The organism is Synechococcus sp. HK01-R (assembly GCF_014217855.1).
Taxonomy (GTDB): Bacteria; Cyanobacteriota; Cyanobacteriia; order PCC-6307; family Cyanobiaceae; genus Synechococcus_C.
Genome location: NZ_CP059059.1, coordinates 2,328,533 through 2,340,220 on the forward strand (window position 1 = coordinate 2,328,533; position 11,688 = coordinate 2,340,220).

General features: G+C 52.0%; 14 protein-coding genes, 1 tRNA gene and 2 pseudogenes. 13 read left to right on the plus strand and 4 right to left on the minus strand.

What is annotated here, in order from left to right; translation table 11 throughout:
• The first annotated feature begins 26 nt into the window (after positions 1 to 26).
• The 4 genes and pseudogenes from H0O21_RS13510 to H0O21_RS12500 all read left to right on the plus strand — a co-directional run bounded on the left by H0O21_RS13510 (position 27) and on the right by H0O21_RS12500 (position 1,838).
• Positions 27 to 155, plus strand: a complete 129-nt coding sequence (locus H0O21_RS13510; protein ID WP_255441031.1) for a hypothetical protein — start codon at positions 27 to 29, stop codon at positions 153 to 155.
• Entirely contained in the window at positions 152 to 913 is a 762-nt protein-coding gene (locus tag H0O21_RS12490) for an MBL fold metallo-hydrolase (protein WP_185189866.1), read from the plus strand. The genes H0O21_RS13510 and H0O21_RS12490 overlap by 4 nt, the downstream gene beginning before the upstream one ends.
• Before the next feature lie 24 nt (positions 914 to 937).
• Positions 938 to 1,585 carry a secondary thiamine-phosphate synthase enzyme YjbQ gene (locus tag H0O21_RS12495; protein WP_185189867.1) on the plus strand — a complete coding sequence of 216 codons (648 nt, stop codon included), beginning with the start codon at positions 938 to 940 and terminating at the stop codon, positions 1,583 to 1,585.
• A pseudogene (locus H0O21_RS12500) lies at positions 1,582 to 1,838 on the plus strand (hypothetical protein). The gene H0O21_RS12495 and the pseudogene H0O21_RS12500 overlap by 4 nt, the downstream one beginning before the upstream one ends.
• Before the next feature lie 284 nt (positions 1,839 to 2,122).
• Here the strand turns inward: H0O21_RS12500 and H0O21_RS12505 are convergent.
• Entirely contained in the window at positions 2,123 to 3,130 is a 1,008-nt protein-coding gene (locus H0O21_RS12505) for an FkbM family methyltransferase (protein ID WP_185189868.1), read from the minus strand.
• A gap of 751 nt (positions 3,131 to 3,881) precedes the next feature.
• Between H0O21_RS12505 and H0O21_RS12510 the strand changes: the two genes are divergently transcribed.
• Positions 3,882 to 5,453, plus strand: a complete 1,572-nt coding sequence (locus tag H0O21_RS12510; RefSeq protein ID WP_255441032.1) for a glycosyltransferase — start codon at positions 3,882 to 3,884, stop codon at positions 5,451 to 5,453.
• Positions 5,454 to 5,544: 91 nt separating this feature from the next.
• Positions 5,545 to 5,874 carry a hypothetical protein gene (locus tag H0O21_RS13270; RefSeq protein WP_221625463.1) on the plus strand — a complete coding sequence of 110 codons (330 nt, stop codon included), beginning with the start codon at positions 5,545 to 5,547 and terminating at the stop codon, positions 5,872 to 5,874.
• A gap of 693 nt (positions 5,875 to 6,567) precedes the next feature.
• Here the strand turns inward: H0O21_RS13270 and H0O21_RS12520 are convergent.
• Positions 6,568 to 7,338 carry a hypothetical protein gene (locus H0O21_RS12520; protein WP_185189870.1) on the minus strand — a complete coding sequence of 257 codons (771 nt, stop codon included), beginning with the start codon at positions 7,336 to 7,338 and terminating at the stop codon, positions 6,568 to 6,570.
• 172 nt (positions 7,339 to 7,510) lie between these two features.
• Between H0O21_RS12520 and H0O21_RS12525 the strand changes: the two are divergent.
• Together H0O21_RS12525 and H0O21_RS12530 are read left to right on the plus strand one after the other, a co-directional pair.
• Positions 7,511 to 8,550: pseudogene (locus tag H0O21_RS12525) on the plus strand (IS5 family transposase).
• Positions 8,551 to 8,879: 329 nt separating this feature from the next.
• Positions 8,880 to 9,293, plus strand: a complete 414-nt coding sequence (locus tag H0O21_RS12530) for a hypothetical protein (RefSeq protein ID WP_185189871.1) — start codon at positions 8,880 to 8,882, stop codon at positions 9,291 to 9,293.
• Here the strand turns inward: H0O21_RS12530 and H0O21_RS12535 are convergent.
• Positions 9,267 to 9,341 (minus strand) — tRNA-Ala (locus H0O21_RS12535). The genes H0O21_RS12530 and H0O21_RS12535 overlap by 27 nt on opposite strands.
• A 254-nt stretch (positions 9,342 to 9,595) precedes the next feature.
• Here H0O21_RS12535 and H0O21_RS13705 point away from each other — a divergent pair.
• Positions 9,596 to 9,796 (plus strand): hypothetical protein, encoded by a 201-nt coding sequence (locus H0O21_RS13705; RefSeq protein WP_370523117.1) that lies wholly within the window; start codon positions 9,596 to 9,598, stop codon positions 9,794 to 9,796.
• A gap of 54 nt (positions 9,797 to 9,850) precedes the next feature.
• Here H0O21_RS13705 and H0O21_RS12545 read toward each other — a convergent pair whose 3' ends face one another.
• Positions 9,851 to 9,991, minus strand: coding sequence for a hypothetical protein (locus tag H0O21_RS12545; RefSeq protein WP_185189873.1), 141 nt, complete (start codon positions 9,989 to 9,991; stop codon positions 9,851 to 9,853).
• A 214-nt stretch (positions 9,992 to 10,205) separates the two neighbouring features.
• Between H0O21_RS12545 and H0O21_RS12550 the strand changes: the two genes are divergently transcribed.
• The 4 genes from H0O21_RS12550 to H0O21_RS12565 are packed head-to-tail and all read left to right on the plus strand — an operon-like array spanning position 10,206 to position 11,654.
• Positions 10,206 to 10,679: a hypothetical protein gene (locus H0O21_RS12550; protein WP_185189874.1), complete on the plus strand. Its 474-nt coding sequence runs from the start codon at positions 10,206 to 10,208 to the stop codon at positions 10,677 to 10,679.
• Positions 10,676 to 11,044 carry a hypothetical protein gene (locus H0O21_RS12555; protein ID WP_185189875.1) on the plus strand — a complete coding sequence of 123 codons (369 nt, stop codon included), beginning with the start codon at positions 10,676 to 10,678 and terminating at the stop codon, positions 11,042 to 11,044. The genes H0O21_RS12550 and H0O21_RS12555 overlap by 4 nt, the downstream gene beginning before the upstream one ends.
• Entirely contained in the window at positions 11,044 to 11,334 is a 291-nt protein-coding gene (locus H0O21_RS12560; protein ID WP_185189876.1) for a hypothetical protein, read from the plus strand. Before H0O21_RS12555 ends, H0O21_RS12560 begins: the two co-directional genes overlap by 1 nt.
• Positions 11,328 to 11,654, plus strand: a complete 327-nt coding sequence (locus tag H0O21_RS12565; protein ID WP_185189877.1) for a hypothetical protein — start codon at positions 11,328 to 11,330, stop codon at positions 11,652 to 11,654. The genes H0O21_RS12560 and H0O21_RS12565 overlap by 7 nt, the downstream gene beginning before the upstream one ends.
• Positions 11,655 to 11,688: the final 34 nt, after the last annotated feature.

An 11,688-nucleotide genomic window follows, 5' to 3' on the forward strand; every position in this document is an offset into this window, starting at 1 on the left:
ACGGTCGTGCCACTCCGCACTCCCCTATGAACGCCCGCCGCTGGTTGCTGCTGATCGGTGCGATCGGCGCCCTGATTGCGATGGTCGTCTGGATCGGGGAGATGGATCTGGGCATGGATGAATCCCTCCAACCCCCTGCTGTGCAGCAACCATGAGCGATCAGGCCACCTATTTCGGAGCCAATGGCTGGCTGCTGGAGATCAGCGGCCTGCGCGTGCTGGTGGATCCTTGGCTGAAAGGCGATCTGGTTTTCCCTCCAGGACCTTGGCTGCTTAAGGGTGAACTTCCCCAGGAGATCACAGTCCCGGAAAGCCTCGATCTGCTGCTGCTCACCCAGGGCCTGGCGGACCACGCCCACCCCGACACGTTGCAATTGCTGCCGAAGACCCTTCCAGTCGTGGCATCGCCAGCGGCAGCTCGGGTCGCCCAGCGACTCGGCTTCAGCTCCATCACCAGCCTGCAACCGGGCGAGCACACGCGTGTTGGAAAGCTCACGGTGCAAGCGACTGCGGGGGCGGCAGTGCCCACCGTGGAGAACGGCTACCTGCTCGATTGGACCGAGGGGTCGCTGTACCTCGAGCCCCACGGCGTACTCGATCCCAAGCTGCCGAAACGATCGATCGACACAGTGATCACTCCGGTCGTGGACTTGGGTCTGCCGCTGCTGGGTGACTTCATCACCGGTGCGAAGGTGCTGCCCGAACTCATGCAGCGATTCCAACCCGAGCGCGTGCTGGCCAGCACCACCGGCGGCGACGTGCGCTTCAGCGGTCTGATCAGCAGCCTGCTGCAAGGGGGCGAGGGACCCCGTGAAGTGCCGGAGGGGTCTGAGACTGACCCCGTGGTGGTGCCGACTCCAGGCATCGCGATTCCACTCACGCGCTCAGCGGCGGAACAATCGGCGTCTGAGTAAAACGAAACTGAGCTTCCCCCCGCCATGGCCATGCAACAGGTGCTGGAACAGCTCGAGTTCGAAACCCATGGCCAGGGATTCACGCGCCTCGATCCGCATCTGAATCAATGGCTGGCGGCCAGCGGCATCGACACCGGGGTTTTGCACCTCACCTGCCTCCACACCAGCTGCAGCCTCACGATCAATGAAAACGCCGACCCGCGAGTACTCGTAGACCTAGCAGCCTGGATGGAGGCGGTGGTTCCCCAGGACGGCCATGGCCCAGTGACAGCGAACGGCCAACGCCATCGCTACCGCCATGACGATGAAGGCCGTGATGACATGCCCGCCCACATCCGCACCGCACTCACGGCCCAGACCATGACCCTGTCGGTGCAAGGCGGCCGACTGCTGCTGGGGATCTGGCAAGCGGTCTACCTCTGGGAGCATCGCGCCATGCCCCACCGACGTCGGATTGCCTGCCATCTGGTGGGAGAAAGAATCACAGAACGAACAGTCCCTGCCAGCGAAGCCAGCCAAGCCAATCTTTTGCAACGCCGTAATGGACCCAAACTCAATGAGGTCGTGCTGTCGCGTCATCAACCCGATGCCTGGGCCGAGGATGGCGGCGTGGACACCGAGGTGGATCTATTGATCGACCGCTTGCATGAGATCGCCGACGAACAGCCATAAAAAGGCCTGTGGGTATAGTTTTTTGTCCAATATTCGTGTTGGCCCCATTCATGGGCCTGCCAATTCCCAACCCGATTCTTCCAGTTCTGGGTGTGCTCTTTCTGCCCACGACAACCCTGGGGGTGTGCTTCGCGCAGGCCTCATTCGGTGGAGTGGGCAGCTTCAGCGGCCTGCAGGTGCCGCCATCGGTCTGGTGATCGATGCCGGCTTGATTGGAAACGGTCGCGGGCTGGCCAAACGGTCAATCAGATAAAACCATCAATCATCCACGGGCGCAAGCGACATTCAAAAAATCACCCAAGGACAGCACCGACAACCGCTCCTGAGTCTTTTATAAAGCATCACCAATACCGACAACTGAGGTGAATGGAATACGCAAGCAACATAAACTCAACTACAGCAAGACAAAGAGAAGCAAAAACATATCCGAAAATCCGGATCAACTACGCAGGAACAGGAAACCCAAGACCAATACTTGATCAGTGGTTGCACAAGCTACTTCGCGCACCAAAGTTGGCCCGAGATCGAAGCAGCCAATCAAACAAAAACCATCTTTTTGTGCAAGTAAATGTCAAAAAAAGAATTATTATTATCGACACAAAGAGCGTTAGCGCAATTACGCTCAAAGTGAGCCAATGCCAAAGAATTGTGCAAAAGATCACTGAGATCAACAAGCCTTCCGCTAGAATCGAAAGAGTAGCAGGTTTCAAAACTTTTTATAATCGCAAAAACCTCTTCGGGATATCGCCCGCGATTCCATTCCATAAAAATTGACAAGTTACTAGATTTTTCGATTACACCCTTGGCACCAAGCAGAACATTAGCCTCGGCACCCTCAACGTCAATCTTCAGAAAGTCAATCGATTCTATTGATTCCGATCTACAATAGTCATCAAGTGAAATGGAATCAATCTTTTGTTGCACTACATCCGCAGATTTTTCATGAAAGATTTCCAGATCTGTGTTGAAGCCCTGCGTAGAGGCACTACCCCTATGGAGCCCAGGAATACTTAACGTTAACGTATCTCCGGAAGCAACAGAGACAGCCCTGTTCACAATTTTTGACCTGAGCGAGATCCCATTGAGTAATGTTGTTTTCTGCAGATTCGGGATTAGCGACGAATTTGCTTCAAAGAAATATATATTCGAATTGGAATGCAACCTCGAAAGGATTAAGCCATACCAACCATAGTTAGCACCAACATCGAAAATAACCGGATTATCCCCAAGCTTTCGGACGACTTCTTCGCATCGAGCAGTGTTTTCCATTTCCCATTCACCATTGAGCGTAATGTGTGGGGCCAATGAAACGTCTAACCAATCTACTGCAATAATTTGTCCGGTAAAAATGGTTGTCAAAATAGTGCCATCACTCAATGTGTAACATCTACCATTTTTAGAAGCGTTTGCAAAGCTTGCAATCTCCGCCATCTGTGAGATGATACTCAATTGCTGAGCAGACAAAGAAGAGACCGCCTCACTAATCTGTTTCACTTGAAAATTAAGCTCTTTTATCAAATGCATAATTTCAAGAAATTTTTCCACAACCAGGCTCCGTTTCCAGCCAGTAATGAACTCTTATTCTAATGCTAAACCATGACACAAACCTATCAACCTTAACATTAACTACGCAATTTGATGCGATGAAAAATGAAAATTTGGCCAAGCCAAGCGACAGAGCCAAAGAAGGTCACCGAACACATTCTCCTAACACACACATTATCAATAAGCCTACGAGAACATATCTCCAACATCAAAAAAGACAGATGGCTAACTGCGGAAAATCGCCTAAGTGCCTCAACGCATCCCCATTACTACCATTAATTAGTCAACAAAATAACAAGGGATTTATCGGTCGATTCAGTATAAAATTTGCAGAATAGATCGTCTGTCACCCATAGTAGCTCTTATTAAAACACTTCAACAGCTCCTACCCCCCCCCCCATAGTAAGTAGCGCTGAACTGAAAATACAGACGCAGTTCCACGGGAGTGGATAACTTAGCGATACATCGGAGCACTATGGGCATCACCTACGACAAGCTCGATGCCTGCCACATGGTAGAATAGTCAGAAATTGTCACCAAGATGTGGCAAAGTGGGATCAAGTAAACCAAGCCCAACCTCCACAATCATATGCAGAACGTATAGGCATAATAAAAAAACGATGACGTGCAAATTTAATTTGACAAATGATCAAAAAAAGACACGGTCCAAAAACCCAAAACGTATCAAGCTCTATTTGCGAGAACTGCATTAAAAGCAAAAAAGCTACATCATTCCTGACAAACACAAACCATGACCATTCAATCAGCTTCGGAAATAATTAAGCAACCATTATTTGGTCTCAAGCTCGTGGTCTGTGGATATGAACTTGAACGAAAAGAACATCGTGGGATTGCTGTCTTTAGCAAAGGTCTGATCTACTCGTTAAAAGAAGCAGGAGCCGAAGTATGGCTTCTCACAGAACTCTCACCGAGTGATATTAAGGGAAAGTCCCAATTGCCATACTCAGTACGACGATTAGTATTCATGTCACGATTGCTCGATCAACTAAGCAGTGGAGAGGCTTACCCCTATGACGATAGTACTCTAAAGCGCTGGCTGCGAAATAAACCGTTGCTAGGTTGGAGTCTGTCAATATCAAAAGTGGGTCGTCAATGGAAGAGAAATCTATTCCCACAACGGAAAATAAGATCAAATCAACTTAGCTTTTTACCATTGGGACAACTAATCAGCAGCCCGTACCAGAGCTGCGAGCGACTTGCATATCTGCGTTACATCGATGGAATCATCTGCGCACGAGATTGCTTCACTGACTCGTTCAACCTAGCGAAAAGAAGATCCAATCAAAAACTTCAGATCGATCTCAATGGGTTTGACGGCATCATTAGCACCAGTCCACTAAACATAGAACCCTTAAATACGGATATTTTTGTGCAGACATTGCATGATCTAATCCCCTTCGAATACGCGCGTACACTTGACAACCTGCCAAGCTTTTTTCAGCGACTCAATGCGACTATTTCATCGAGGCGAATCTTTGTATCAAAAGATGCAGAGCAAAAATACAATGCATCAATTCTGCCTGATACACACTGCGATGCAAAAAGATTAGCGAGCAAGGTTATTTACCAATGTCCATCACTGCATTTTCCGGAAGACGCTCTCGACTGGGAAGCAAATGTCTGCGAATTGACGATTCAATCCAGCGAAGATCTACATCTTCACTCACTTAACCCCTTCGGATTTCTTCTCTTCAATTCATCACTGGTTCCACATAAAAACATATTGTTTGCATTAAGGGCGTTTATGGAGTCGGGTGTCGAACGGCTGGGGGTGAAATTCTGCATCACCGGCCAGCCACAAAACGATGAATACAGCAATACGGTACAACAACTGGCAAATAAACATAAGAACATTATCTTTACCGGTTACGTCGATGAAGCAACTAAGCGCCATCTCTATCTCAATGCTCTTGCCCTGATCAGTCCCTCACTGGTTGAGGGCTTCGGAATTCCAGTGCTCGATGCCGCCTGTTTAGGTCTCGCAGCGGTAGCTAGTCCGGTCGGCTCGCATAAAGAAATCCAACAAATGCGCGATTTCGATACGTATGTAGTGCTTCGCTCTACACTAGATACAAGCGATTGGGCCAGTGCTATAAGAAAGCTAGCAATGCATCATCAGGATAAAGTTGCTAGAATGAGTCAAAACGATGTACAAGCCCTTCTCAACAAGATTCGGGAAAATCGTATTCTGCGCTACAATTTAGTTCAAAAAATAATCAATATTGAATTCACAAATAGTATCTGTGAACTCCTCTCTCCAGCAAAAAATGGAAAACCAACAAGGCTAGACTTAGTCAATTAATTCAGCACATAGATCGCGAATCGAGTCTTGTTGATCCTGTATTGACAATGTTTTTGCGAGAGCAACACCTTGCACACCTAGGTTGAGGTTGATGGGTGTCGTAAGCCTTCTGCGCCAGGGCGACACCGAGGGCACGGGCGTAGATGGTGACCTGGGCGACAAACCGGTGGTTACCGTCAGCAGTCTCGATCGTGGAGCCTTTGAGGGTCTTGCCATCACAGACCAGCTGTTCCAAAGTCGTTGCCCCACCTGGGATCTGCTTGATCATCCAGGCTTGGCGCACCTCGCCGAACTGCTCCAGGTGAGCCTTGTTGAACAAGTAGAGGAACGTGGCATCTGTCGGCCAGCGCTTGAAATTCAGGCCCAGCGTCTGGTTCAGCGTCTCTCGGTGCCGCTTGGCGAAGGCCTCCAGATCGCGTGAACTCCTGCAGTCACTGAGGATGCCGAGCTCCGTGACAAGCAGCTGATACCACTGTAGATAGCGCACCCCGCGGCGGTAGCGCCATCGGGTATGGCCTTGAGGAAGCTGATCAGGTTGGCATCAGCTCTGAAATCAATGGTAGGGGCTGCGGTCTCGGGCATTGCGAAGGGGTACACCCCGCGAGCAAACCAAGCACCAACGGTGCCGCCAAGGGCGTTCCGGAAGGACTTTCAGGCGGGCCTGGCCTTTATTGCAAGAAGACCGCTTGACTCGTTGCTCGTCATAAAGTTTGTGTATAAAAATGGAAAAACATTTAATTTTTATCAAAAAGATGGGGTATGCCTATAAATACCAACGATTGAATATAAAAAGTAGACTTTCAGGTTGCTGTGGCCAATCAAGCCGAACCTATCTCCTTCGCAAAACTCGCAGGTAATATCATGCAGAGAAGTGACTACAGCTCCACTTTTACTTCGATGTAAGTTACCACCAGCAAGCGAACGGATTAAGAACGACTCGAAGGAACGAGTTTCATTAGAAATTACTGGAATATTAAGACCGACGTGTTAAAGACGTATCACAACTGGTCGCTTCACAATTGACACTGAGGACACGACAAACAAACTTTAATTGGAATACATACATGGCCTCAGCGGCTGCCGCGAGATCACGATGTTAACGAAACATCACAACTCATACTACGACAGAAACGATATCTGCATTCCCCGTAGACACCAAATAATCAGTCATCTGCTGCTCATTTTGATAATTAGCATACTGAATATTACCATCAGCATGCATCAATGCTCTCAAGTATGCGGTTCCATCAACAGTCTTCCAGTATACTTCTTGCATACCATCACCATCATAATCGCCCGCAGTCTTAACGACTAAGTTATCAATACTCAAATCCTTTTGGAAGCGCACTTGACTATCATACGTGTTACCTCTTTCTACGATGCCGGCCTCGACTAAAGGATCGGAATATAAACCCACAACGCGAGTTGTGCCACCTTGACCATAATCTCCATAATCAACAATTCCAGTAACGGGATCTTCACACTCTGTCACCCAACGACCAGAATATCTATTGGTGTATATTTTTTCATATACGCCGTCATTATTGACGTCAAATAATCCCTGATACTTATAGCCGCTTTCGATGCGATCGTCTGATGAACCGCCGTGAAGATGACCATCATAATCCCTGATTTCAGCAAGGCGATACAAGCCATTTGAAGTCGAACTTGTAGACGATCCACTCGAGGAGTATTCGTAAAGATCGTCGCTTGAAGATGACGATCCACTCGAGGAATATTCGTAAAGATCGTCGCTTGAAGATGACGATCCACTCGAGGAGTATTCGTAAAGATCGTCGCTTGACGATGATGATCCACTCGACGAGTGGTCATCATCATGCTCATTTTCGTAGCGGTCATCGTCGAAGCGGTCGTTGCGGGACATGAATCCTCCATAATCGATGCTTCTATACTAGCCAAGGAAGCGTGAAGAAGTCGAGAGGGACTGCCAGGCCACTCATCACGAATTCCACACGACCAACTCGTTAGGGAGGCCCTGGAAAACCCAAGCCTTCCGCGCGACAATCGAGCCGTGATCGCAGGCCAGGACTGAGGTGATGGGCGGCAAGCAGCTCGGCTTCTCGGATTACGAGCTCACCACCGCCAAGAAGTAGACCAAACGCGAGAAGTTCCTCTCTGAGATGGATGCTGTCGTGCCCTGGGCGGCACTGGTAGCCCTGATCGAACCTCACTACCCCAAGGCGAGCAAGAAGGGTGGCCGGCCTCCGTACCCATTGGCCACCATGCTCCGGATTCACCTGCTGCAGCAGTGGTACTCACTGAGCGATCCAGCCATGGAGGAGGCTCTGATTGAGACGCCAACCATGCGCCGCTTTGCCGGCATCGTGCTGATCAGCGATCGGATCCCGGATGAGACCACGATCCTGACCTTCCGCCACCTGCTGGAGAAGCATGATCTGGGCGAGCGGATCTTTGAGACCGTCAAAGCCCACCTCAGTGCACGCGGCATGACGATGCGCCAGGGAACGATCGTGGATGCCACCTTGATCGCAGCGCCCAGCTCCACCTCTACGAGGGCGCAGCCCGAGTGGGCCGGAGGCCAAAGAACAAAGAGGGGAAGCGCGATTCAGAAATGCACCAGACCAAGAAGGGCAACCAGTGGTATCACCGCTACGCGGAAGGCTGCGCCTACGGAATGAAAGTCCACGCAGGTGTGGACAAGGACTCCGGCCTGATCCATTCGGTGGTTGTTACGGCTGCCAATGTTCACGACCTCAGCCCGGCTGCTGAGCTGCTGCATGGCGATGAGGAGGTGGTGTAAGGCGACGCTGGCTATCAGGGCATCGCCAAAAGGCCCGAGATGGACGGCGCGAAAGCTGAATTCAGAGTGGCGATGCGACCTGGGAAGCGGCGAGCGCTACCCGACACACCAGAAGGGAAGCTGCAAGATTTGATCGAGACTGCCAAAGCTCATATCCGCGCCAAGGTTGAGCATCCGTTTCGGGTGATTAAGCAGCAGTTCGGCTTCCAAAAGACCCGGCTGCGTGGCCTGACCAAGAACCGCTGCAAGATCCATGTGCTGTCAGCACTGACGAATCTGTTCCTTGCCCGGCGCCGGTTGTTGACATCAGCATAAGCACGCAAGTGATGTGCTCATGCACCTCAATTCAGGCTCAAATGCCAGTCAGATGAGGGTAGAAATGAGCCGATAAAGCCATCGAGAAACGGCCCCGGAGTCAAATGAAGGGAAGAAGCAGATCTGTCGAGCTCAGGCAGCCCTCAAACCCCTGTTGCCCAGAGATTCCTTAGCCTTAAATGCAACCGTCGATGATCTCAACATCTACTTCGGCGTTACCACTTCAGCATCGCAAACGCTGATCAATGGTCAGCAGCTGTTCTTCTAGGCAGCATGTGTGTATGGGATTCGCTTGCTGACTCTGCTGAGTGCAGTAAGGCTGCATTGACATGACTCCTCCTGCCGAGCTGCTCAGCGACGCGGGCCAGGAAGTCGGGGGTGAACGTGATGCTCATGGTGGGCACAGCAGCGGACTCCCTGAGTGTTCCCCTGTCGCTAGCGGCAGGGTCACTACGGAGCTGTTGGGGCGAGCCCTCGCCAGACTGAACGCTGGTGCCAACAGCTGGATGAGCGTGCCCTGGGCAGCGCTGAAGCAGGACGCAACAGCGGTGGTCGAGATCGGGAAGCTCGATGTGGCGGTGGCAGCCCTGGGGATGGGCTGCATCCTGCTGCACCTGCAGCGCTGCATGCTGCTGGCGGACCGCGTTCTAGGGCAAACGGAAAACGAGGCGGAGGTTTTTGCGCTAACCCTCTACCCCGCTTGCCTGAGAATCAAGTGGAGCCAAGGAGACTCGAACTCCTGACCCCCTGCATGCCATGCAGAAGAGACATCAACCGAGATCCATTGCCACACAACTGCTCAGGAGATTTGTGTCAGTTTGTTTTGCGCCAAACCATGCGCCAAATTCAAAACCGCCTTGCCTGACTGGGTTCTAGCCATGGATGCTTCTGCCCGCAGGGTTGGGGCTGGCTTAGCTGGGCCAGAGCCCAGTGGAGCAGATCTGCTGCATGCTGCAGGGTGCAACTCTTTTGCGTCATAAGCTTTTGGTGGGCCAGCGCGGCGGCAACCGCCTGACCCGTGACCAGTCCAACCGGAATTGAACTGATGACTTCTGTCTATCCACGGCGTGCCCTGCCGTCACCCGCATTGACTGCGGTTGCAACAGTTTTGCAGCGCACACCTGAACGCATCACTTGCACTGTGCCTTGGGCAGTGAAAGATCAGTTGCAGCGTCGTGCTGATGAAGAAGGACGCTCGCTGTCTGGGTTGCTGGCGTTCCTTTTGGAGCGCTCACTGAGTGAATAGCTTTAGAATGAAAACTCAGACATTGTGAATCAAGGCGGGGGAGACCCCGCTTTTTTATTCCTCGTCCTCAAGGTCGCTGATGAGATCTGCAAGGTGAGTCATAAATGGGTAGGTTTCCATTTCTTCGGAGGTGATAACTGCGTCGAGCTGTTGATACAACTGCCACAGCACCTCCACGCGGTCGGTGTTGTTCATTGGCTTTTTGATTGCTGTTGAGTTGGTGGTGCGCCGAGTGCATCGCTTCCAACGGATTCATGATACCACAGCGGGGGTGGTTGTCAATAAAAAACTCGCCATAATTTGGGTAACCGCTGCCACCCTTTGGCCCTTCCTGCATTACCTACAACACTCGCAGGGCACGCAGTTTTGAAGCAACTCAAAGCTGAGGCTGCTGCTGAGCGTCGATCTATTGACGACGACCTACCCCGCCAACCCGAGTGCCCACTTTCTAGTCCACAATCCCGTCGCGCTGCCCGTCATGCCTGATCTAGACCAACAGATAGCCCAGGCTCACTATGATCTCGAAGCGGTCGAGATGGAAGCCAAGAAGCTAGAAGCCAGACTCCGCAGGATCCCAGGCATGGAAAGGCTTCTGCCGAATCGCAACTATGGCCGCCCGGTAAACATCGAAGCGATCAAAGCGAACCTTACCGCGCGGAGTTTAATCAATTCATACGACGAACCTCTGGCGAGTTACTTAGGTATCAACTCAGGCAGCGCTCGCATTGCAGAGGAACGTGCAGAGGCTCGCAAAATGGCAGCCGAAGCGATGCGGCTCCGCGTTGAACGCCTGCAGCAACAGAACGCAGCAGCACAACAGCAACGCGAGCGTTACGCCATCGCTGGTGTCAATCCCGTCAACGGTCGGAGGCTTGGATCATGAGGCGCCTCACCCGTTCGCATCCGTTGCTCGGTTGGCTGAAACTTGAAGGGCGCGACTATCAAGTCACGCTCGACAAACTCATCGAAGAACGCGACCGCGAAGACAACCCAGAAAACTCAGGCCCAGCACCTGCGTTCATTGAGTGGGTTTGGCATAAACAATTGCCCGCACTTGTAAAAAGCGACTTCTACAAGAATCAGATCATGCAAGCAATCGACAGTAAACAGGAACGGATCAATGCTCTACAAGAACAGATCCGCAGGCAAGCCGGAGCCCTGCAAGAAGAGGCCGCATTGATTGCCATTGAACGCCTCCGGCTGCTGGAGGTACTCGATGGCACAGAACACGATGGAGGCGGCGCCTGATGGCTTCCACTGTCACCAGAACGTTCATCGAACGGGTGCCGCAATCCTTCCAGGATCTGCATCGCCAGTGGTGGCAACACAAACACTCTGGAGGCAGCACCCTCCTAGGTCGCGCTGTGAGCGGCGGCATCCTGTCCGCACCATCACCACAACCCGATGACTTCAAGCGTGTGATCCATTGCGTGTGGTGTTGGAAAGCTGGCGCAATCAAGGATCTGTGGTGTGAGCAGCACCCAACGGAATGGGCAGAGGTTCAAGAACGCCTCGCGCTGGAGGGCAAACCATGGTGACCCCCACCCGAGCAGAAGCAGCAGCCCGGCAGGCGTGGGTGTTGCGGGAGCTGTCGCTGCTACGGCCCCGTCATGAGGTGGTGGCCGCCCTGACCGAAGAAGCGGGGGTGTCTGAACGCACCGCTCGCAGGTATGTCCAGAAGGCACAGCAGCAGCTGCTGGAAGGCATCAGCAGCACCCAACGCGATGAGCTGCTTAGTCAAATGGTTTCCACCCTGCAGAGCACAACCCGCCGGGCTGCTGCTGGTGAACGCTATGGGGAGGTAGTGGCTTGCGTGAAGCTGCTGGCTCAGCTCACAGGACTGCTGGAGCGCGGTTGACGCAGGAAATGGCGCATCAATGGGCATCTTTGGG

What these genes read in the sequence shown, in the direction of transcription:
- H0O21_RS13510 (WP_255441031.1), top strand. Translation starts at nt 27, where the DNA reads ATGAACGCCCGCCGCTGGTTGCTGCTGATCGGTGCGATCGGCGCCCTG.
- H0O21_RS12490 (WP_185189866.1), top strand. Translation starts at nt 152, where the DNA reads ATGAGCGATCAGGCCACCTATTTCGGAGCCAATGGCTGGCTGCTGGAG.
- H0O21_RS12495 (WP_185189867.1), top strand. Translation starts at nt 938, where the DNA reads ATGGCCATGCAACAGGTGCTGGAACAGCTCGAGTTCGAAACCCATGGC.
- H0O21_RS12510 (WP_255441032.1), top strand. Translation starts at nt 3,882, where the DNA reads ATGACCATTCAATCAGCTTCGGAAATAATTAAGCAACCATTATTTGGT.
- H0O21_RS13270 (WP_221625463.1), top strand. Translation starts at nt 5,545, where the DNA reads ATGGGTGTCGTAAGCCTTCTGCGCCAGGGCGACACCGAGGGCACGGGC.
- H0O21_RS12520 (WP_185189870.1), bottom strand. Translation starts at nt 7,338, where the DNA reads ATGTCCCGCAACGACCGCTTCGACGATGACCGCTACGAAAATGAGCAT.
- H0O21_RS12530 (WP_185189871.1), top strand. Translation starts at nt 8,880, where the DNA reads ATGACTCCTCCTGCCGAGCTGCTCAGCGACGCGGGCCAGGAAGTCGGG.
- H0O21_RS13705 (WP_370523117.1), top strand. Translation starts at nt 9,596, where the DNA reads ATGACTTCTGTCTATCCACGGCGTGCCCTGCCGTCACCCGCATTGACT.
- H0O21_RS12545 (WP_185189873.1), bottom strand. Translation starts at nt 9,991, where the DNA reads ATGAACAACACCGACCGCGTGGAGGTGCTGTGGCAGTTGTATCAACAG.
- H0O21_RS12555 (WP_185189875.1), top strand. Translation starts at nt 10,676, where the DNA reads ATGAGGCGCCTCACCCGTTCGCATCCGTTGCTCGGTTGGCTGAAACTT.
- H0O21_RS12560 (WP_185189876.1), top strand. Translation starts at nt 11,044, where the DNA reads ATGGCTTCCACTGTCACCAGAACGTTCATCGAACGGGTGCCGCAATCC.
- H0O21_RS12565 (WP_185189877.1), top strand. Translation starts at nt 11,328, where the DNA reads ATGGTGACCCCCACCCGAGCAGAAGCAGCAGCCCGGCAGGCGTGGGTG.